At 50.9% G+C, this 19878-nt stretch carries 21 protein-coding genes; 13 read left to right on the top strand and 8 right to left on the bottom strand.

Going from position 1 to position 19878, the window contains the following annotated elements; all coding sequences use genetic code 11:
* Positions 1-312: 312 nt before the first annotated feature.
* From metG to HMPREF2700_RS03115, 5 genes are all read right to left on the bottom strand, one after another.
* Positions 313-2370 (bottom strand): methionine--tRNA ligase, encoded by a 2058-nt coding sequence (metG, locus tag HMPREF2700_RS03095; protein WP_070589994.1) that lies wholly within the window; start codon positions 2368-2370, stop codon positions 313-315.
* Positions 2371-2497: 127 nt separating this feature from the next.
* A complete protein-coding gene (murA, locus tag HMPREF2700_RS03100; RefSeq protein ID WP_070589997.1) occupies positions 2498-3751 on the bottom strand; it encodes a UDP-N-acetylglucosamine 1-carboxyvinyltransferase in 1254 nt (417 codons plus the stop codon).
* A 196-nt stretch (positions 3752-3947) separates the two neighbouring features.
* Positions 3948-4865, bottom strand: coding sequence for a permease-like cell division protein FtsX (gene ftsX, locus HMPREF2700_RS03105; RefSeq protein ID WP_003747810.1), 918 nt, complete (start codon positions 4863-4865; stop codon positions 3948-3950).
* Entirely contained in the window at positions 4862-5512 is a 651-nt protein-coding gene (gene ftsE, locus HMPREF2700_RS03110; protein ID WP_003681151.1) for a cell division ATP-binding protein FtsE, read from the bottom strand. The genes ftsX and ftsE overlap by 4 nt, the downstream gene beginning before the upstream one ends.
* 251 nt (positions 5513-5763) lie before the next feature.
* Positions 5764-6246 carry a TlpA disulfide reductase family protein gene (locus HMPREF2700_RS03115; protein WP_070590000.1) on the bottom strand — a complete coding sequence of 161 codons (483 nt, stop codon included), beginning with the start codon at positions 6244-6246 and terminating at the stop codon, positions 5764-5766.
* 169 nt (positions 6247-6415) lie between these two features.
* Between HMPREF2700_RS03115 and arsC the strand changes: the two genes are divergently transcribed.
* Together arsC and HMPREF2700_RS03125 are read left to right on the top strand one after the other, a co-directional pair.
* Positions 6416-6775, top strand: coding sequence for an arsenate reductase (glutaredoxin) (arsC, locus tag HMPREF2700_RS03120; RefSeq protein ID WP_070590003.1), 360 nt, complete (start codon positions 6416-6418; stop codon positions 6773-6775).
* A 25-nt stretch (positions 6776-6800) separates the two neighbouring features.
* On the top strand, positions 6801-7457 hold the full coding sequence (locus HMPREF2700_RS03125) for a YdcF family protein (RefSeq protein WP_070590005.1): 657 nt from the start codon (positions 6801-6803) through the stop codon (positions 7455-7457).
* A gap of 70 nt (positions 7458-7527) precedes the next feature.
* On the opposite strand, the gene HMPREF2700_RS03130 is transcribed toward HMPREF2700_RS03125, so the two are convergent.
* Both HMPREF2700_RS03130 and HMPREF2700_RS03135 read right to left on the bottom strand, forming a co-directional pair.
* Positions 7528-7785, bottom strand: a complete 258-nt coding sequence (locus HMPREF2700_RS03130) for a hypothetical protein (RefSeq protein ID WP_070590007.1) — start codon at positions 7783-7785, stop codon at positions 7528-7530.
* Between the two features lie 106 nt (positions 7786-7891).
* Positions 7892-8986, bottom strand: coding sequence for an ABC transporter substrate-binding protein (locus HMPREF2700_RS03135; protein ID WP_070590009.1), 1095 nt, complete (start codon positions 8984-8986; stop codon positions 7892-7894).
* A gap of 163 nt (positions 8987-9149) precedes the next feature.
* Between HMPREF2700_RS03135 and gltX the strand changes: the two genes are divergently transcribed.
* Positions 9150-10544 carry a glutamate--tRNA ligase gene (gene gltX, locus HMPREF2700_RS03140; RefSeq protein ID WP_003681171.1) on the top strand — a complete coding sequence of 465 codons (1395 nt, stop codon included), beginning with the start codon at positions 9150-9152 and terminating at the stop codon, positions 10542-10544.
* A gap of 65 nt (positions 10545-10609) precedes the next feature.
* Here the strand turns inward: gltX and HMPREF2700_RS03145 are convergent, their stop codons facing one another.
* Complete coding sequence (locus HMPREF2700_RS03145) at positions 10610-11566, bottom strand: DUF2167 domain-containing protein (RefSeq protein WP_070590012.1); 957 nt, start codon at positions 11564-11566, stop codon at positions 10610-10612.
* 458 nt (positions 11567-12024) lie between these two features.
* Here HMPREF2700_RS03145 and HMPREF2700_RS03150 point away from each other — a divergent pair, with 458 nt between their 5' ends.
* The 10 genes from HMPREF2700_RS03150 (at position 12025) to HMPREF2700_RS11605 (ending at position 19741) form a co-directional block, all read left to right on the top strand.
* Positions 12025-12363 carry a hypothetical protein gene (locus tag HMPREF2700_RS03150; protein ID WP_003686752.1) on the top strand — a complete coding sequence of 113 codons (339 nt, stop codon included), beginning with the start codon at positions 12025-12027 and terminating at the stop codon, positions 12361-12363.
* A 59-nt stretch (positions 12364-12422) separates the two neighbouring features.
* Positions 12423-12758, top strand: coding sequence for a zinc ribbon domain-containing protein YjdM (locus tag HMPREF2700_RS03155; protein ID WP_070590015.1), 336 nt, complete (start codon positions 12423-12425; stop codon positions 12756-12758).
* A gap of 314 nt (positions 12759-13072) precedes the next feature.
* The gene (locus HMPREF2700_RS03165; RefSeq protein ID WP_070590018.1) at positions 13073-13540 is read left to right on the top strand and encodes a hypothetical protein; all 468 of its coding nucleotides are present in this window, start codon (positions 13073-13075) and stop codon (positions 13538-13540) included.
* 305 nt (positions 13541-13845) lie between these two features.
* The gene (gene recQ, locus HMPREF2700_RS03170) at positions 13846-16155 is read left to right on the top strand and encodes a DNA helicase RecQ (protein WP_070590020.1); all 2310 of its coding nucleotides are present in this window, start codon (positions 13846-13848) and stop codon (positions 16153-16155) included.
* Positions 16156-16378: 223 nt separating this feature from the next.
* A complete protein-coding gene (locus HMPREF2700_RS03175) occupies positions 16379-16828 on the top strand; it encodes an HvfX family Cu-binding RiPP maturation protein (protein ID WP_070590022.1) in 450 nt (149 codons plus the stop codon).
* Positions 16829-16911: 83 nt separating this feature from the next.
* A complete protein-coding gene (locus tag HMPREF2700_RS03180) occupies positions 16912-17229 on the top strand; it encodes an HvfA family oxazolone/thioamide-modified RiPP metallophore (protein ID WP_003686668.1) in 318 nt (105 codons plus the stop codon).
* A gap of 86 nt (positions 17230-17315) precedes the next feature.
* Complete coding sequence (locus HMPREF2700_RS03185; protein WP_070590025.1) at positions 17316-18158, top strand: HvfB family MNIO-type RiPP peptide maturase; 843 nt, start codon at positions 17316-17318, stop codon at positions 18156-18158.
* A complete protein-coding gene (locus tag HMPREF2700_RS03190; RefSeq protein ID WP_070590028.1) occupies positions 18148-18834 on the top strand; it encodes an HvfC family RiPP maturation protein in 687 nt (228 codons plus the stop codon). The genes HMPREF2700_RS03185 and HMPREF2700_RS03190 overlap by 11 nt, the downstream gene beginning before the upstream one ends.
* A gap of 142 nt (positions 18835-18976) precedes the next feature.
* Positions 18977-19555, top strand: a complete 579-nt coding sequence (locus tag HMPREF2700_RS03195; RefSeq protein WP_063068580.1) for a sigma-70 family RNA polymerase sigma factor — start codon at positions 18977-18979, stop codon at positions 19553-19555.
* A 12-nt stretch (positions 19556-19567) separates the two neighbouring features.
* A complete protein-coding gene (locus HMPREF2700_RS11605; protein WP_141745815.1) occupies positions 19568-19741 on the top strand; it encodes an anti-sigma factor family protein in 174 nt (57 codons plus the stop codon).
* The last annotated feature ends 137 nt before the right edge of the window (positions 19742-19878 follow it).

Here is a 19878-nt window from a genome sequence, read left to right on the forward strand (position 1 = left end):
TTAATCCCCATGTGGTGGGGAGGTTTTTCAGAGAGCGGAGGGGTGTTTTCTCTATTAAATTCAGCAGCTTAAAATGGCCAATATCTAAATTACAAATATTCACAAAGATAAACGGGGATTAACATAAAAAACAAGGCTTCCGCCTGAAAAATAAGGGCAATCCAAGTCTGACTTACCCTGAAAAACCTATTGTTCCCTATTGGGAACAATGCTGTCATTTTAACATCCAAGCTATTGCTTGAGAAGCATATTTTAGTAAAAGGCCGTCTGAAAGTTTCAGACGGCCTTTGCTTTGTGCTGTGGTAAAAGGTATTAGCCCACTTTATCCCCGGGCTGTGCGCCTGCGTCAACATCGAGGAGCTTCAGTTTGCCCTCTGCGGTGGCGGCGGAGAGGATCATGCCTTCGGATACGCCGAATTTTGCCATTTTGCGCGGGGCGAAGTTGGCGACAGCAATGACCATGCGGCCCTTCAATTCGGCAGGATTTGGGTAAGACGCGGCGATACCGGAGAAGATGATGCGTTTTTCAAAACCGAAATCGAGGTCGAATTTCAGGAGTTTGGTGCTGCCTTCGACGGCTTCGCAGTTCAATACTTTGGCGACGCGCATGTCGATTTTCATAAAGTCGTCAAAGCTGGCCTGTTCGGCAACTTTCTCGTATTTGCTCTCTTCAGCGGCAGGCGCGGCTGCGGCGGCGATGCTTTGTTTGTTGGCTTCGATTAAATCGTCCACTTGTTTTTGCTCCACTCGTTGCATTAAATGTTCGTATTTGTTGATGGCGTGTTCGCCCAAGGTTTTGCGTGTATTTGCCCAAGTGATGGCTTCCAAATTCAGGAATTTGGCGGCGTTTTCGGCCACTTTCGGCAATACGGGGGCGAGGTAGGCGGTCAACATGGTAAAGGCGTTGATGAGCTCGCTGCATACTTCGTGCAGGCGTGCGTCTTGGCCTTCTTGTTTGGCCAGTTCCCACGGCTTGTTGGCATCGACGTATTCGTTCACGGCGTCTGCCAATGCCATGATGTCGCGCAGGGCGCGGGCGTATTCGCGGTTTTCGTATTGCTCGGCGATGGTGTCGCTTTCGGCAGCGAGTTTTGCCAGCAAAGCGCTGCCTGAAACGTCTTTCAGACGGCCTTCAAAGCGTTTGGCGATGAAACCTGAAGCGCGGGCGGCGATGTTGACGTATTTGCCGACGAGGTCACTGTTGACGCGGCTGATAAAGTCTTGCAGGTTCAAATCGATGTCTTCGATTTTGCTATTGAGTTTGGCGGCGATGTAGTAGCGCATCCACTCGGGGTTCAGGCCTTGTTCCAGATAGGATTTGGCAGTGATGAAGGTGCCGCGCGATTTGGACATTTTTTGTCCGTCCACAGTCAAAAAGCCGTGTGCGTACACGCCGGTCGGGGCGCGGTGGCCGGAGAAATGCAGCATGGCGGGCCAGAACAGGGCGTGGAAATAGAGGATGTCTTTGCCGATGAAGTGGTACATCTCGGTTTGGCTGTCGGCTTTGAAGTATTCGTCAAAATCGATGCCGATGCGGTCGCACAGGTTTTTAAACGAGGCCATGTAGCCGACGGGCGCGTCCAGCCAGACGTAGAAGTATTTGCCCGGCGCGTCGGGGATTTCAAAACCGAAATACGGCGCGTCGCGGGAAATATCCCAGTCGGACAGGGTGGTTTCTTCGCCTTCGCCCAGCCATTCTTTCATTTTGTTGAGGGCTTCTGGTTGCAGATGGGGCTTGCCGTCGTGCGGATTGTTGCCGGAAGTCCATGCTTTGAGGAAGTCGGCGCATTCGCCGAGTTTGAAGAAGAAGTGTTCGGATTCGCGCAATTCGGGTTTGGCACCGGATACGGCGGAATACGGGTTGATCAGTTCGGTCGGGGAATAGGTCGTGCCGCAGACTTCGCAGTTGTCGCCGTATTGGTCTTGGGCGTGGCATTTCGGGCATTCGCCCTTGACGAAGCGGTCGGGCAGGAACATTTGTTTTTCGGGGTCGAAAAGCTGCTCGATGACGCGGCTTTCGATTTTGCCGTTGGCTTTCAGCGCGCGGTAGATGTCTTGGGAAAACTGTTTGTTTTCAGGGGAATGGGTGCTGTAATAATTGTCGTAGCCGATGAAAAAGCCGGTGAAGTCGGCGAGGTGCTCTTCGCGCACTTTGGCAATCATGTCTTCGGGCGCAATGCCTTGTTTTTGCGCGGCAAGCATCACGGGCGTGCCGTGGGTGTCGTCGGCGCAGCAGTAGTGGCACTCGTGGCCGCGCAGTTTTTGGAAGCGCACCCAAACGTCGGTTTGGATGTGTTCGACCATGTGGCCGAGGTGGATGCTGCCGTTGGCATAGGGCAGCGCGGAGGTAACGAGGATTTTGCGTGTCATGGTTTGTGCTTTTAAAAACAATGGATAAAGATGTCGGGAATTATACCGCAAAACAATACGTAAAGGCCGTCTGAAACCCGATTGCTGGTGTTTCAGACGGCCTTTTATTTATCGGCTGCGTATGGGATTAACCGCGTACGCGTTCGATTTTTGCGCCTACGCCGCCGAGTTTTTTCTCGATGTATTCATAGCCGCGGTCGAGGTGGTAGATACGTTCGACGATGGTTTCGCCATCTGCGACCAAGCCTGCCATGACGAGGCTGGCGGAGGCGCGCAGGTCGGTTGCCATCACGACGGCGCCGGAGAGTTTTTCCACGCCTTTGATGTAGGCAGTGTTGCCTTCAGTGGTGATGTCTGCGCCCATGCGGTTGAGTTCGGGAACGTGCATGAAGCGGTTTTCAAAAATGGTTTCCACCACGCGGCTGCTGCCTTCGGCAATGGCGTTCATGGCCATAAACTGCGCCTGCATGTCGGTCGGGAAGCCCGGGTGGACGACGGTGCGAATGTCCACGGCTTTGGGGCGTTGTTGCATGTCGATGGAAATCCAGTTGTCGCCGGCTTCGATGATGGCGCCGGCTTCAGTCAGTTTGTCCAATACGACTTTCATGGTTTTGGGGGCGGCATTGCGCAGGACGACTTTGCCGCCGGTCATGGCGACGGCGCAGAGGAAGGTACCGGCTTCGATACGGTCGGGAACGACGCTGTGTTCGCAGCCGTGCAGTTCTTTTACGCCTTCGATGGTCATGGTTGCTGTACCGATGCCGCTGATTTTTGCGCCCATTTTGACGAGGCATTCGGCCAAATCGACGACTTCGGGCTCGATGGCGCAGTTTTCGAGGATAGTAGTGCCTTCGGCAAGTGTGGCCGCCATCAGCAGATTTTCAGTGCCGCCTACGGTCACGACATCCATGGTGACACGCGTGCCTTTCAGACGGCCTTTGGCTTTGACGTAGCCGTGTTCGATAGTGATTTCCGCACCCATGGTTTCGAGGCCTTTGAGGTGTTGGTCAACCGGGCGCGAACCGATGGCGCAACCGCCGGGCAGGCTGACTTGGGCTTCGCCGAAGCGGGCGAGGGTCGGGCCCAAAACCAAGATGGATGCGCGCATGGTTTTTACCAGCTCGTAAGGTGCGCAGGTGTTGTTGACAGTGCCGCCGTTGATTTCAAATTCGGAGATGTTGTCGGTCAAAACGCGTGCACCCATGCCTTGCAGCAGTTTTTGGGTGGTTTTGACGTCGGCGAGCATAGGTACGTTTTTCAAGCGTAAAGTGCCGGAAGTCAGCAGGCCGGCACACATCAGCGGCAGGGCGGCGTTTTTTGCGCCGGATACGATGATTTCGCCGTTGAGGGGGCCGTTGGCAGAGATTTTGAGTTTGTCCACAGGATGTCTTTCGTTATTTGTCTGCACGGTTTATGCCGCACAAATGAAATGAGATGGATAATAAACCATCAATTATAAGGGATTATGCCCTTGCTGTTAGATGTGGCAGTATTAAATTTTCACAAGGTTTGTTTAAGTTGCGAAAGGATAAGATTTCAGGCCGTCTGAATGGTTCAGACGGCCTGTTTGCCAAGGCTTATTTTTTGGCTTTGAAGCCCAAGAGGTGTTGCGTGGTGGCCAGCCATGCGCCGAATACGCCCAGCGCGATGACGAAGCCGAATACCAGCGACACTTCGCTAAATGTGAAGAAACGCCAGCCGATGTTCAGGCCGTAGGGTTTGAAAATCGCGTCCACCAGCGGCCGTACTTCGGCCAGCAGCCAGGCCGACAAGCCCAAGCTGACGGCGGCGGAGAAAATACTCTGCCACATTGCCTGATAAAGGAAAGGGCGGCGGATGAAGGAAGCAGGCGCACCCAACAGCTTGGTGATTTCCAACTCTTCCTTGCGGCTGAGGATTTGCAGGCGGATGGTGTTGTGTGCCACCAAGACAAAGGCCATGCCCAAAGTTAGCGAGAGAAACCACAAAATCTTGCGGATAAATTCGTTAATACGATAAAGAGTCTGTACCCATTCGGTATCCATGGTTGCCGATTCGACGCGTGGCAGTTTGGTAATGTCTTTATAGATGGCCTGCATCTGATCCGGAGAAGTGGCTGGGTCGGGCGTAACGATAAAGACGTCGGGCAATGGGTTGCCATCGAGCATGGAAACGAGGTTTTGGTCGAGATTGGTCTGCAATTCTTCCAAACCTTCCTGCTTGCTGATAAAGCGGACTTTATCGATACGGCTGTCGCGTTGGAGCAGGTTTTTCACCGTGTCGGCATCAGAACTTGCCGCATCGGTGTCCATATAAACCGTAATCTGCGGAGACTCGTTGAGTTTGCCCAATACGCTTTGACCGCTTTGGATGCCCAAATACATAAACAGCGGCAAGGTCATGGCAACGGCAAGCATGAGCAGGGTCAGCAGCGTGCCGATGGGTTGGCGCAGAAGTTCTTTGAGCGCGGCGCGCGCCGATTCGACGTGTAACGAGATATAGTGAATCATACTCATGCGAGGCGTCCTTTCTGCAGGCGCAAGACGCGGTGGCCGTAATCCGCCATCAGCGTTTCATCGTGCGCCGCAACAATCACGGTCGTGCCTGCTTCATGGAAGGTTTTGAACAATTCCATGATATCCAGCGCATAGGCGCGGTCGAGGCTGGCGGACGGCTCGTCGGCAATCAGCAGGCTGGGTTGGTGAACCACTGCGCGCGCGATGCACAAACGTTGTTGTTCGCCGCCGGACAAAGTGATGGGCATATCGTTTTCGCGGCCTTTCAAGCCGACTTTCTCAATCGCAATACGCGCACGCTCTTCCGCTTTGCGCGGCTGATAACCGCTAATCCGCAAAGGCAGGATAACGTTTTGCAAGACATTGCGGTCGTAGAGGATTTTGTGGTCTTGGAAGACAATGCCGATGTGTTGGCGCATAAAGCCGATCTGATTGTCGCTCAAGGTGCCGAGGTCTTGATTGTTGAACCAAACCTTGCCTTTGGTAGGCTTGGTAATGCCTGAAATCAGCTTCAAAATGGTGGATTTGCCCGAGCCCGAATGGCCGGCGATAAAAATCATCTCACCTTTGTTAATCTGGAAACTGACATTTTTCAGGGCTTCGAAACCGCCGGGATAGGTTTTGGAAACTTGTTCGAAACGGATCATGGGTTTTCCTGAAAATAGGGATTCAGACGGCCGGTGTCATCGATAGGGCAACATGCCGTCTGAAAAAATGGGATATTCACAGATTATAAATATTTCGGCTGCTTTTTGATAGTGAAACCCCGGTTCTGTCGGCGGAGACACTGCCGGTTTGCAACACAAAGCAATATGGTTTGAAATAAAGGCCGTCTGAATGATTAAGTTTCAGACGGCCTCGGTATCAGCAGCGTAGATTAAGCATCCTATCCGCTGTTTTATTTACATTTGGTTTTGGCTAAATTCACGGCGGCGGTCAGGCTTTTTTCGTTGATTTCGCCAGTGATGGTTTGTTTGTAGCCGCATTTCGGCGCTTCGACGACTGTGAAGGGCAATACGCCGACGTTGTTGCCGTGGGCTTTCATGAAGTTGCGGCTGTTGGCGCCGGTGTAACGCCAAATCGGGTAGCTGACCGGCGTTTGTTTCAGGAACTTGCCGATGTTGTCGGTCGTATCCAGCGCAATGCCGACCATATCGACGCTGCCTTTTTTCTGCGCTTTGTACCATGCGGACATGGCGGGCATTTCTTTACGGCAGGGGCCGCACCAGGTTGCCCAAAGATTGACCACGCGCACGGGGGCTTTGAGCGAGTCCAGGCTTTGCGGTTTGTTGTCCTGCCAACCTGCCGTTTCGTCGGCGGCAAAGGCCGGCGCAGCGGTAAAAACGGCGGCGGATAAGAGAAGGGCGGTTAAGGCTTTCATGGTTGTATCCTTGAGGTTGCCAATCGAAATTGGGTTTATTGTAAAACGGTTTGGTGGGTATGCCTACCGATTCATATCAAGATATCAGGTAAAAAGTTTGAGTAAAAATCAGTTGCAGACGATAATAACCGCCATCATTGAATGATTTTACAATAATACGGAGACTTTCATGCCGTCTGAATTCACACTTTATCACAACCCGCGTTGCAGCAAATCGCGTGCCGCGCTGGCTTTGCTCGAAGAAAAAGGCGTTGCCGCCGACGTGGTCAAATATCTGGATACCGCGCCCGATTTGGCAACTTTGCAGGATATGTTTGCCAAACTCGGTATCGAATCGGTACGCGACATGATGCGCACGAAAGACGATTTGTACAAAGAATTGGGTTTGGACAATCCTGATTTGGACAATGCCGCCCTGCTTCAGGCAATCGCCGAACACCCTGCCCTGCTCGAGCGTCCCGTTTTGGTAACGCCTACGCGCGCAGCCATCGGCCGTCCGTTGGAAAACATTGCCGCCCTACTCGGCTGACGGGGTTGGATAAGGCCGTCTGAAGATGATTTCCCTGCTTAAAAGCCGCAATGGCCTGCGATACTACCTGTTTCGCGGCCTTGCTTTGAGCGTTTTGCTGGTGTGCGGTATTTTTTTGACCGGCACATGGCAGATTTACCGGACAGGTTTGCAAACCTTGCCGAAGGACGCTCATGCCGATGCTGCGGTGGTATTGGGTGCGGCGGCGTGGGACAAACGCCCGTCGCCGGTATTCCGTGAGCGTATCAACCATGCCATCACGCTCTACCAAAGCCATCGGGTCGGCAAAATCATTTTCACCGGCGGTACGCCCAAAAAAGGATTTATGACCGAAGCCGAAGTGGGGCGCCGATACGCGCTCAAGCAGGGCATACCGGCGCACAATATCCTGTTTGAAAACACGTCGCGCAACACTTACGAAAACCTGCGCAATATCGTCCCCATCATGCACGCCAACGGAGTCGGCAGCATTATCGTTGTCAGCGACCCGTATCATTTGGCGCGCGCCGAAGAAATGGCCGCCGATTTGGGCTTGTCAGACGCACAGTTCTCCGCCACCCCGACCACGCGCTTTGACGAGCGCAGCAAGAAAGCCAAGTTCCTGATGCAGGAGAGCTATTCATTGTTTCTCTACCGTATCGGCAAATGGAGCGATGAGGTTTGGAATTGGATAGGTGGTTGAGCTTTCGATAATCCATGTAAGAGGCCGTCTGAAGCCTTTTAGGTTTCAGACGGCCTAAATGTAGGCTTACTTATTGATATTGATTTGCAGCTACACTGCCAAAAAAGACTACAGCCAGTACCAGATAAATTACCATTACGATGGCAAACAGAATCAAGGCAGCCTTGAAATAATTAGCTTTATTCGGATTGGTGTTTGAGCTGAATGCCCATACAAGCATCATAACTATATTGACCAGCGGAATCATCATAATCAAGTTTGTTATCAACCATTCTTTGATGCTTACAACAGGAGCCTGCTGATGGCCGATTTGGTTTTGTTCAGTCATATCGTGTCCAATATATTAAATAAAAAGAATAATAATTATACATAATAAAGCCTTATTAGTATAGCATACATATTCAGACGGCCTGAGCCTATGATTTTTGCAGCCGCTATTTCAATCGGATGTAAAACGTACCGTCCGGCACGACGGGCAGGTATTTGCGGTAGAAGTCCAGATAGGTCTTGTTTGGGTCTATGTCGGCAAACTGCTGCGGATACAGGGTTTTGGCGATAAATTGCGCGCTGGCCAAATCGGCGAGCGAGCGGGAGGCGGTGTGGTAGATGCCGTAAACGCGTTTGTTTTTGACGGCAGGAATGTCTGCCCAGCCTTTGCGTTTGACAAATCCGGCCAGGCGGCGTTGCGCATCGGCCTGGCTGATACCTATGCCCATCGCCATAATGTCAGGCTTGTCTTTATGGCCGTTTTCCGTCCCCGAAATGACGATGACGTCGGGTTTGGCCGTCAGGAATTTTTCAGGGTTTATCGGTCCCCAGTTTTTAACGTAAGGCGCGGCGATATTGTTGCCGCCTGCTGTGTCGGCAATCGCGCCCCACATATCTTTGCCGAAGGTGTAGCTGTATTCGGACGGGCCTTTGTCGCCGAACTCGATATAGATTTTCGGTTTGGACTGCTTGGCGCGTGCGACGCGTTTTTTGATGTCGGCAATGCCTCGAGCGTATTCGGCGGCAATTTTTTGGGCGCGCGCCTGCGTACCGTTGAGTTCGCCGAAAATTTCCGCACTGCGCGTGTGCCGCGCGACGGTTTCGGCGTTGAAATCGACCACGACGACGGGTATGCCTGCCGCTTTAATGCGCGGCAGATGGGTGGCGATGGCCTTATACTGCCAGTCGGCCAGAATCAATACGTCCGGCTTGAGCGCGAGCGTTTTCTCCAGTGAAAACGTGCCGGTGTTGATGTTGCCGATGTCCGCAATGTTTTGCAGCGTAGGCAGCTTCTGTTTGAACATCGCCCAGCTGCCGGGATTGAATTTCTCCCAAAACTCACGCGAAATGCCGATGACGTTTTTAAATTTGTCCGCGCCCGTTACCGCGATATAGTCGGGATAGTAAAACGCCAAAACCGCGCGTTTGACAGGGACATCGACTTTGACTTCGCGTCCCAATACGTCTTTGATAGTTTTGATTTCGGCTTGGGCAAAAAGGGGCAGGAGGGCGAGGGCGGCAAATAAAGTGCGTTTGTTCATGAACGGATCCTTTAAAAGAAATAATTATCATTATATTTGATTTGTTTTCAGGAGAAAAGTCCCAGACGGTCCTTCTGCGCCGACATTATTTTCAGACGGCCTTACATTGTTTAAACCACGCCGAAAAAGTAAAATAACTGTTTTAAAAGATTTTGGAGCCATCATGACCGTCAAAACCCGTTTCGCCCCCAGCCCAACCGGCTACCTGCACATCGGCGGCGTACGCACCGCCCTGTTCTCATGGGCGTTTGCCCGCCATCATAAAGGCGAATTCTTATTGCGTATCGAAGACACCGACTTGGCGCGCTCTACTGCCGAATCCGTCAACATTATCCTCGACGGCATGAAATGGGTCGGCCTGAACTACGACAACGCCGACAACGTCGTTTACCAAACCCGCCGTTTCGACCGCTACAAAGAAGTCATTGCCGAACTTTTAGAAAAAGGCCATGCCTACTACTGCTATTGCAGCAAAGAAGAGCTGGAAGCCATGCGCGAGAAAGCCGAAAAAGAAGGCACGGCGACTTACGACCGCCGCTGGCGCCCTGAAGAAGGCAAAACTCTGCCCGAAATCCCTGCCGACGTGCAACCCGTTGTCCGCTTCAAAACACCTTTGGACGGCGTCACCAAATGGACGGACTTGGTTAAAGGCGAAATCTCTATTCCCAACGAAGCGCTTGACGACCTGATTATCGCCCGCGCCGACGGCACACCGACTTACAACTTCTGCGTTGTCGTGGACGACTACGATATGGGCGTTACCCACGTTATCCGCGGCGACGACCATGTGAACAACACGCCGAAACAAATCAACATCTTAAAAGCCATCGGTGCAAATCTGCCCGAATACGGCCACCTGCCGATGATTCTTAACGAACAAGGCAAAAAAATCTCCAAACGCAGCGGCGATACCGTTGCCATCACTGATTTTGGCGCAATGGGCATCCTGCCCGAAGCCATGCTCAACTATCTGGCACGTTTGGGCTGGGCGCACGGCGACGACGAATTTTTCACGATGGAACAATTCATCGAATGGTTTGATTTGAAAGACGTTTCCCCGTCCCCAAGCCGTATGGACTTGAAAAAACTCTACTGGATTAACGGCGAACACATCAAAATCACCGCCAACGAAAAACTAGCCGAAATGGTGAAACCGCGCCTCGCCCTGCGCGATATCCACGAAACAAGCAAGCCTGCTTTGGAAGATGTGTTGGCATTGGTCAAAGACCGCGCCCAAGACCTGAACACGCTTGCCGACGAGTGCCTTTACTTCTACGTCAAACAAACACCGGCCGAAGCGGACGTGCAGAAACACTGGGACGACGAAGCCGCCGCCCGTATGCTGCGCTTCGCCGAACGCCTCGAAGGTCTGGAAGACTGGAACGCCGAAGCCATCCACGACCTTTTCAAACCTTTCTGCGACGAAGAAGGCATTAAAATGGGCAAACTCGGTATGCCTTTGCGCCTCGCTGTCTGCGGTACGGCGAAAACCCCAAGCGTTGATGCCGTATTGGCATTAATCGGCAAAGAAGAAGTGTTGAAACGGATTCGTTCGTAAGGCATGAATGATAAAAGGCCGTCTGAAATGTTTCAGACGGCCTTTTTATTTTGAACAGGATTTATTTATTCTTCTTCGTTCGGTTTGTTTTTATCTTTTTTGCGCCACAGGCCTTTAAACAATGCGCCTGCTGCAACAGCACCGAAAATAATCAGTTTGCCGAATTTAGCCAGTAATGCGCCGGCCAAAGCTAATAATCCCAGTTTTTTTGCAGCGATACCGCCAACCAAGGCAGCCAGTCCGTATTCGGCCACTTTGTCGGTTGCGGCATTGAAATCGCTGTAGCGCTTGCCTTCATTGAATTCGATATTACCCAACAATTCTTGCACAATAGGTTTGTATTGATCTATGCTTTTCAAGTCGGTGATCATAGTTAATTCAATATAGCCTTCGCGTCCAAGCTGGAAAGTATTGTAGTTGATGGCAGGATTGGGGTCGGGTTCGTTTTTATTCAAAACGTCAATCGACCAAATCAGACGATGGGTCTTTGCATCATATTGCGGTTTTTCCACCCAGCCGCGAGTTTCTATTTCCGGTAGGTTGCGGGAGGCTCGCTCTTTGTTTTGTTCCTCGGTGCCTTCTTTCAGCTGCTCGAGCATGGCTTCAACATCCCATTCTTTGGCATCATCGTCTTTGATGTAGCCGGAATCGGTAAAGGTCAGGTCTACTATCCAATTGGTGTTACCGTCCTCGTTTTCCGACTCGGGGAGAATCAGGCCGTAGCGGTTGGGATCTGTGGCGTTGCCTGCTTCCCTCATCATGGCGTTGGCGCGATTTTTTTTCACAAAGACCATTTTTGCAGGCAGTTTCAGTTTGGCCTGATTGCCCAAATCAACGGTTGCCGGACCTTGGACGATTTGGTCGTCAACGTAGTTCGCGATAGAGTCTGAGGCTTGTTGTGCTTCTTGCCCGGATGCCTCGACGGCAGAAGCGGTATCAGCTTTGGCTGCAGAAGCTGGTAGGGTTTGGATAGATAGTAGGGCTGCCAAAACGGCATAGGCGAGACGGTTGCTTTTCATCATAGGGTTCTCATAAAAGAAGAATTAAAAAAGATGCAGACAGCCGCAACACCATATGCTCCGGCATGACTAAAGGGTAAATTTTACAATAAATAAATCATATTTACATATTTAAATATGACTGTAATTTAAAAAATACAGGAAAGCTTTTTGACGAGAGGCTGAGCGATCGTTGTGAAATTCAAAAAGGCCGTCTGAAAACTGGGGATGCCAAGTTTTCAGACGGCCTTTTCTAATAAAACCAGAAAATAATGGAATAAGGCGAAGAATATGAGAAAATAATAGCCGCCTGCCTGCTGCAACAGTTGGTTGAATTAACTTTTATCGGCAGCCTGAATGTCCGGATTGGATAAAATAAACCATCAAGAACAAAGACCAACAAGCATATTATGTAAACTTGGCGGCTGAAAAATCAGTTCTGCGCTTTACTTTACAAATCAAACAACTTTAAAGGAAAACCCATGAAAAAAACCTTACTTGCCCTGATGATGTTATCTGCCGCCGCCGCATATGCCGGTGAGGCGGAAGACCGTTTGCTGTCCGTCCAATCGGTTTACCGTGCCGCTTTGCATGAGCAAAACAGCAACGACAGTAAAATCATTTCCCTGCAAAGCGATTTGGAAAGCGCGCAGCGCCGTTTGCAGGCTGCGCAATCCGATATTGACCGTTTGAAAGGCGAAATTCAGACGGCCTTGGCTCAGAAAGAGCAGCAAAATGCCAAGCTGCAACAAGCCGGTCAGATGTTGGATGCGGCGTGGAATGCCGTTTACGGCGCAGGCGGCAGTAAGGCGAAGCAATAATTTAGACATTGTATTATTTGCGTTTTACGCTTCTTTTATCATATTTATAAGGAAACCTCATGTCCCTACCTCCCTGCCCGAAATGCCACTCGGAATACACTTACGAAGACGGTGCTCAATACGTTTGCCCTGAGTGCGCCCATGAGTGGAACGAAGCCGATGCTGCGGCTGTCGGCGATGATGCCTTGGAAGTCAAAGATGCCAACGGCGCGGTCTTGCAAGATGGCGATACGGTTGTCTTGATTAAAGATCTGAAAGTCAAAGGCAGCTCTATGGTCATCAAGCAAGGCACCAAAGTCAAAGGCATCCGCCTGCAAGATGGCGACCACAATATCGGTTGTAAAATCGATGGCAGCGCGATGAACTTGAAATCTGAGTTCGTCAAAAAAGCCTAAAGATTTTATTTTTGAAAGGCCGTCTGAAACCCTAGTCGGCCAGTATGATATTTCTCTTACCACCGTCGTGCCGCCCGACGGTACGGTTATCGATTGGGACAAAATCGAAGACGCAAAAATCTCGTTGGTCTCTGATATCAAGGGCGTGCACCCAACCTTTTATCTCGGGTTTTACGCTAAGGAAGCCGGTGAAAGGTATACGGTTGACAACGAATTGGTCATTGATGTGACCGGTTTTGCAACCCGTAAAGTTATTGAGTAAAAATATGTGAGTGATATACTTTTCTCCTTTTGTCTAATCTGTGAGAAACAAAATGAAGAAATATACCATATTGATGCTAGCCGTTGTTTTGGTGGCTTGTGGCGGTATCCCACAAGAGCAGTTGGAAAAAGCTAAGACAGGTGCAAGTTTGCAAGAGTTGAATATAGCCGGCAAACAATGGGATAAGAATGAAATGAAACTGGCTGCAATCACAACAAATGAGCAGCTGGAGCAGGCTTCTATTGTGATTATCCCTTTTGCCGATAACAAAGACCAAGGTAAGAACGTGGTATTGGAGGGGCGTGCTGAGTTGATGGGTATGTTGTCATCACTGAAAGACAACTGGAAAATTCAGGCGAACCCTAACACTCATACATATAGCAGCTGTTACGGTGCTACCTTATTTTTAGGGCAAATGATGGTATGGGGCAGTACCCACAATCCTCAAGATGGGTCTAATATCTTGCAAGACTATCGAGAGCAAAAAGCAAAATGTGCTGCATTAGCCGATACCAAATAAAGTAGGCTATCGTGGTTTAGTGACTTCCGTCCGCCAATTCAGACTCCTCCCTTAAACGACAATTAAACCCACTTTCCTAATGGTTTAATTAACGTTTAAGGGCTTTTTTATGTCTGAACTTTTATATCAGGTTTCAGACGGCCTTTATACATTTCATTCAAAATAAAACAAACATTTATTTAAAATTAAATGAATTAAATAGGATTGCATTTGAGGCCGTCTGAAAAAGCAGCGGCAAAATGTTCCGCACATACGCGGGTGTAAAACCGTTAAAATAACGCTTTCCCCTATTTTACGGAACCATTATGCCTCAGCCGACCGCCAAACAGATTTTGCACGAAGTATTTGGTTATCCCGAATTTCGTGGCAAGCAGGAGGCTATCGTCAATGCTTTGGCCGGCGGCGAGAGTTTGATGGTGCTGATGCCGACGGGCGGGGGCAAGTCTTTGTGTTACCAGATTCCGGCGCTGATGCGCGAAGGTGTGGCGGTTGTCGTATCGCCGCTGATTGCGCTGATGAACGACCAAGTGGCCAGCCTGCATGTGGCCGGAATTGAAGCGGCGGCAGTCAACAGCAGTACGTCGGCAGATGAGGCGCGCGAGATTGCCGACAAGCTTGCCCAAGGCCGTCTGAAACTGCTTTATGTTGCGCCGGAACGCTTGGTTACCGACCGCTTTTTGCGTTTTCTCGACCAACAAACCGTCAGCCTGTTTGCCATTGATGAGGCGCATTGCGTCAGCCAATGGGGACACGATTTCCGCCCCGAATATCAACAGCTCGGCATGCTTGCCGAACGCTATCCGAACGTCCCGCGCATCGCCCTGACCGCTACCGCCGATGCGGCCACGCGCGCCGACATCAAGCATTATCTGCATTTGGACGATGCGCCTGAATTTATTTCCAGCTTTGACCGCCCGAATATTTATTATCAGGTTATCGAAAAAAATAATGGCAAAAAACAATTGCTGGATTTCATCCGCAAGCAGATGCATGGGCAAAGCGGTATTGTGTATTGCTTAAGCCGTAAAAAAGTCGAGGATGTGGCGCAGTTTTTGTGTGAAAACGGCTTGGAGGCGATTCCGTATCATGCCGGTTTGAGCATGGACGTGCGCGAGGAAAACCAACGCCGCTTTACGCATGAAGACAATATTATCGTAGTGGCGACCGTGGCGTTCGGCATGGGCATAGACAAACCTGACGTGCGCTTTGTCGCCCATCTCGATATGCCCCAGAGTGTCGAACATTTCTATCAAGAATCGGGGCGCGCCGGCCGGGACGGGCTGCCTGCCGTGAGCTGGCTGTGTTACGGCTTGAACGATTGGGTGTTGTTGCGCGAACGGATTGCCGAAGGCAACAGCGACGAGGTGCAAAAGCAAATCGAAATGCAAAAACTCGATGCCATGCTTTCCGTCTGCGAAACCGCCGCCTGCCGCCGCGTACTGCTGCTCAAACATTTCGGCGAAGAATCCGAACCCTGCGGCCATTGCGACAACTGCCTGCATCCGCCCGTGCGGTTTGACGGCACAGTGTTGGTGCAAAAATTACTCAGCTGCGTGTACCGTGCCGGACAACGTTTTGCCGCCAGTTACATCACCAACCTTTTGCGCGGTAAAAGCGACGATTGGATACAGCGCAACGGCCATGATAAGTTATCCACATTCGGCATCGGCAGTGAACAGACCGACAAGGAATGGCGCAGCGTCATCCGCCAGTGCATCAGCTTGGGTTATCTCACCGTCAACGTCGAGCAACATCAAGCCTTGCAGCTGACCGAAGTGGCAAAAAAAGTCCTCAAGGGCGAAACCGAAGTCATGTTGCGCCCCCTGCGCCGCGAAAAAACGGCCACTCAAAAGCCGAAAGACGATTGGTTGCGTACCGAGCGCGAAGAGCGTTTGTGGCAGGCATTGCGCCAATGGCGGCAACAACGCGCCCGGGCAGAGGAAGTGCCGGCCTATGTGGTTTGCGGCGACAAAACCCTGCGCGATATTGTCGAAAAAATGCCGCGAAGTTTGGAAGATTTACATCAAATCTACGGCTTGGGCGAGGCGAAAATCAATAAATTCGGTTTGGAAATACTCGACGTTTGCGAAACGGCCGAAGCCGGTACGGTTTCCACAGACAACGCACAAGTTATCCACAGCTTGGGCGAGCGCGAACAGGCCTTAAAACAGGCTTTGGAAACTTGGCGCGAGCAGCAGGCAAGTACCGATCAAGTAACGCTGGGGACGGTATTCTCCAACGAAAGCATGGACGACTTGCTGACCAATACGCCTGCCGAACCCATTGACCTTTTGGGCGTGTATAAACTCGGCGAAAAACGTATCGAACAATACGGCGAGGGCATTTTGAACATCTGCCGCCCGTTTTCAGACGGCCTGAGCGAAGAGGACAAACGCAAACGTCGATTGATGCGCAGTCTGCTTCAGTGGAACATCGATACTGCCCGCCACGAGGGCCTCGAAGCCTATCAGATATGTAGCAAAGTCACCCTGCGCGCGATTGCCGCCCGACGGCCGCAAGATTTGGCGGAGCTGGTGGAAATCCACGGTATGAATGAGGAGAAAACCGACAAATACGGCGCAGAAATTGTCGAATTGTGCAAACAAGCGGATTGATTGACCGCGGTTATTGTCAAAGGCCGTCTGAAACCCAATTAAGCATGGTGTTTCAGACGGCCTTTTTGGATTTTTAATCTTTATAAAACAATGAATAAGAAAATATCTTTATTTGTTTTGTCAGTTTTCCAAAGCTGCCGCGTCTAAACAGGCATGAAATATGAGATGGTGTTGATTGATTTTTCGTCTCATCCCATTTGACACACATCGATAAGGAAAATAAATGAACACCTCAGCCAACCCCTCTTGGCAGGCCGCTTTCGGCTTGTTGGCACTCAGGCTTTTTGCCGCGTATGAATTTCTTGAGTCCGGCCTGGAAAAATGGAACGGGGAAAACTGGTTTGCAGATATCAACAGTCAATTTCCCTTTCCGTTCAATTTGTTGCCGGATACGGTCAACTGGAATTTGGCCATGTGGGCGGAACTGGTTTTGCCTGCGCTGCTCATCGTCGGCTTGGCAACGCGGCTGTCCGCGCTGGGATTGATGGTCGTGACGGCTGTCGCATGGTCTGCGGTACATGCCGGCTTGGGGTACAATGTGTGCGACAACGGTTATAAAATGGCACTGATTTATTTGGTGGTTTTATTTCCTGTCCTATTGCAGGGCGCAGGCCGTCTGTCTTTGGATGCCCTGCTGAAGAAACGCTGTTGTCGTATCAAGCATTTTCTTTAAGGATTAACGGTCGCGGGCCGACTTTAAATGCCCGATATTATCCCTTGATTTATTTAAACTCGTATTTTAAAAAGGAAGTTAAAATGAAAAAAAATGTAGCTGCTGCTTTGGCCGGTGCGCTGTCCCTGTCTCTGGCTGCCGGCGTTGTTGCCGCTGATAAACCGTTAAGCAGCAAAGCAGGTGTTCAGAAATCTGCTCAAGGCTCTTGCGGTGCGGTTAAAGCCGGTGAAGGTTCATGCGGTGCAAGCGCTGTTTCTAAAGCAAGCGAAGGCAAATGTGGCGAAGGCAAATGCGGTTCAACCGTGGAAAAAACTCACGCTAAAAAAGGCAAAGCATCTAAAGCCAAAGCTGCCAAAGTAGTAGAAGGCAAATGCGGCGAAGGTAAATGCGGTTCTAAATAATCCTGCAATATACCTTTAACAAAGTCGCATTTTATAAACGAAAATGCGACTTTGTCGTTCATACGGCACCATAACAGGACATCACTATGATTCAACATGCAGGCTTGGGCTACCGCCGCGACTTGGCGGAAGACTTCCTCTCGCTTTCAGACGACAGCCCGATACGCTTTATCGAAGCCGCCCCCGAAAACTGGCTGAAAATGGGCGGCAGGGCGCGCAAACAGTTTGACCGCGTGGCAGAACGGCTGCCGCTGGCATTGCACGGATTATCCATGTCGTTAGGCGGACAAGCCCCGCTGGATACCGCCTTGATAGATGGAATCAAAGAAATGATGCGCCGTTATGACTGCACGTTTTTCTCCGACCATTTGAGCTACTGCCACGATGGCGGTCATCTTTACGATTTGTTGCCGCTGCCTTTCACTGAAGAAATGGTGCAACATACCGCGCGCCGTATCCGCGAAGTGCAAGACCGGTTGGGCTGCCGCATTGCTGTGGAAAACACCTCCTACTACCTGCATTCCCCGCTTGCCGAAATGAATGAGGTTGAGTTCCTCAACGCTGTTGCCCGTGAAGCCGACTGCAGCATTCATTTGGACGTGAACAATATTTACGTCAACGCCGTCAATCACGGCCTGTTGTCGCCTGAAGCTTTTTTAGAAAACGTTGACGCAGAGCGCGTGTGCTACATCCACATCGCCGGACACGATGTCGAAACGCCCGAATTATTGATTGATACCCACGGTGCGGCGGTTTTGCCGACCGTTTGGGACTTGCTCGAACTGGCCTATACCAAGCTGCCGACCATCCCGCCCACCCTGTTGGAACGCGATTTCAATTTTCCGCCTTTTGCCGAACTCGAAGCCGAAGTCGCCAAAATCGCCGACTATCAAACGCGTGCCGGAAAGGAATACCGCCGTGCAGCCTGAAACCTCCGCCCAATACCAACACCGCTTTGCCCAAGCCATACGCGAGGGCAAAGCCGCAGACGGACTGCCGCAAGACCGCTTGAACGTCTATATCCGCCTGATACGCAACAATATCCACAGCTTTATCGACCGCTGTTATACCGAAACGCTGCAATACTTTGACAGCGAAGAATGGGGCCGTCTGAAAGAAGGTTTCGTCCGCGACGCGCGCGCCCAAACGCCCTATTTTCAAGAAATCCCAAGCGAGTTCCTCCGATATTGCCAAAGCCTGCCGCTTTCAGACGACCTCTTGGCATTGATGGACTTTGAACACACCCAGCTGCTCGCCGAAACCGCTCAAACCGACAGCCAAACAACCCATACCGATTCAGATGATTTGGCTTACACCCTTTCTCCTGCCGCTTTTGTGCGCCGTTATCAGTATGATGTGACGGACGAATTGCAGGAGGCGGAAACCGCCGTTTTGGTGTGGTGCGATAAGGAAGACGACGTGATGTATCAAACGCTTGATGGATTCGGTGCATTATTGTTGGAAACGCTGGCAGAGACGCCCACTTCCCTAAACGGCCTGCAAACCATGCTGGTAGAGTTCATGCCGTCTGAAAACGCTTGGCAGGACGCATTAAGGCAGAAATGGACGGATTGGCGGGAACAGGGCATTTTGGTTGCGGCATAAACCAAGGCCGTCTGAAACGGGTACAGTCGGTTTCGGAGAAATAAAAATACTACTGAAATCGTTTATAGATTCAATCGCATGCTCTTTCCGTATCAGCGTAAAATCAGAAGCATATTGATCATTCATTTCATACTGATACATTATGGCCCTACCCGAACTGACCGATGCCGAGCTTGCCGAATCCCGCAAACTGCTGTTGCGCTTTGCCCATATCCAGCTGCCCGACCGCCCCGATTTGGCGGAAGACCTCGTACAGGAAACCATGCTTTCCGCCTACCGTGCGGCCGAGGGTTTCAAAGGCGACGCCCAAGTGAGTAGCTGGCTGTTTGCAATCTTAAAAAACAAAATTACCGACTGCCTGCGCCAAATCGGACGGCAACGCCAAGTTTTCGTCACGCGCGACGAGGAAGCCTTGGATGAAGCCTTTGAAGGACATTTTGCCGCTGACGGGCATTGGACGGATGAAGGACAACCTCAGGGTTGGGACTCGCCCGAAGCCAGTTTGAACAATAAAGAGTTCTACCAAGTTCTGCAGACCTGCCTCTACCATCTGCCGGAAAACACCGCCCGTGTGTTTACCATGAAAGAAATTCTCGGCTTTTCAAGCGATGAAATCCGCGAACAATGCGGCATCAGCCATGCCAACTACCACACCATCATGCACCGCGCGCGCGAAACCTTGCGCCAGTGCCTGCAAATCAAATGGTTCTCCCATGCCTGACAGGAAAACGCCATGAAAAAATGCCGCAAAATAACCGATCTGATTTCTAAACAGCAAGACCAAGTGCATCTCAGTCTTTTTAACCGCATTGCCCTTGCCGTGCACCTGTCGCTCTGTCCCCGTTGCCGCGAATATAAGAAACAGCTCGAATTAATCAGCAACGCCATGCACAAGATGTTTCGATAATTCAAAAAAAGGCCGTCTGAAACCTGCCCCTGTCAGTTTCAGACGGCCTTTTTGTATCTGCTTTATTTATCGCTAACCTTGAATAAACCGTGGCTAGCCGCTCACTTTTTTAGCAGTATTTGTTTTCAAACTTGCGC

Origin of the sequence: Neisseria sp. HMSC068C04 (assembly GCF_001810105.1) — a bacterium.
In the GTDB taxonomy this organism is placed as follows: domain Bacteria; phylum Pseudomonadota; class Gammaproteobacteria; order Burkholderiales; family Neisseriaceae; genus Neisseria; species Neisseria flavescens_B.

Coding starts and splice junctions, on each gene's coding strand:
- metG (WP_070589994.1), bottom strand. CDS start 2,370: ATGACACGCAAAATCCTCGTTACCTCCGCGCTGCCCTATGCCAACGGC.
- ftsX (WP_003747810.1), bottom strand. CDS start 4,865: ATGAGTATGATTCACTATATCTCGTTACACGTCGAATCGGCGCGCGCC.
- ftsE (WP_003681151.1), bottom strand. CDS start 5,512: ATGATCCGTTTCGAACAAGTTTCCAAAACCTATCCCGGCGGTTTCGAA.
- HMPREF2700_RS03115 (WP_070590000.1), bottom strand. CDS start 6,246: ATGAAAGCCTTAACCGCCCTTCTCTTATCCGCCGCCGTTTTTACCGCT.
- arsC (WP_070590003.1), top strand. CDS start 6,416: ATGCCGTCTGAATTCACACTTTATCACAACCCGCGTTGCAGCAAATCG.
- HMPREF2700_RS03125 (WP_070590005.1), top strand. CDS start 6,801: ATGATTTCCCTGCTTAAAAGCCGCAATGGCCTGCGATACTACCTGTTT.
- HMPREF2700_RS03130 (WP_070590007.1), bottom strand. CDS start 7,785: ATGACTGAACAAAACCAAATCGGCCATCAGCAGGCTCCTGTTGTAAGC.
- HMPREF2700_RS03135 (WP_070590009.1), bottom strand. CDS start 8,986: ATGAACAAACGCACTTTATTTGCCGCCCTCGCCCTCCTGCCCCTTTTT.
- gltX (WP_003681171.1), top strand. CDS start 9,150: ATGACCGTCAAAACCCGTTTCGCCCCCAGCCCAACCGGCTACCTGCAC.
- HMPREF2700_RS03145 (WP_070590012.1), bottom strand. CDS start 11,566: ATGATGAAAAGCAACCGTCTCGCCTATGCCGTTTTGGCAGCCCTACTA.
- HMPREF2700_RS03150 (WP_003686752.1), top strand. CDS start 12,025: ATGAAAAAAACCTTACTTGCCCTGATGATGTTATCTGCCGCCGCCGCA.
- HMPREF2700_RS03155 (WP_070590015.1), top strand. CDS start 12,423: ATGTCCCTACCTCCCTGCCCGAAATGCCACTCGGAATACACTTACGAA.
- HMPREF2700_RS03165 (WP_070590018.1), top strand. CDS start 13,073: ATGAAGAAATATACCATATTGATGCTAGCCGTTGTTTTGGTGGCTTGT.
- recQ (WP_070590020.1), top strand. CDS start 13,846: ATGCCTCAGCCGACCGCCAAACAGATTTTGCACGAAGTATTTGGTTAT.
- HMPREF2700_RS03175 (WP_070590022.1), top strand. CDS start 16,379: ATGAACACCTCAGCCAACCCCTCTTGGCAGGCCGCTTTCGGCTTGTTG.
- HMPREF2700_RS03180 (WP_003686668.1), top strand. CDS start 16,912: ATGAAAAAAAATGTAGCTGCTGCTTTGGCCGGTGCGCTGTCCCTGTCT.
- HMPREF2700_RS03185 (WP_070590025.1), top strand. CDS start 17,316: ATGATTCAACATGCAGGCTTGGGCTACCGCCGCGACTTGGCGGAAGAC.
- HMPREF2700_RS03195 (WP_063068580.1), top strand. CDS start 18,977: ATGGCCCTACCCGAACTGACCGATGCCGAGCTTGCCGAATCCCGCAAA.
- HMPREF2700_RS11605 (WP_141745815.1), top strand. CDS start 19,568: ATGAAAAAATGCCGCAAAATAACCGATCTGATTTCTAAACAGCAAGAC.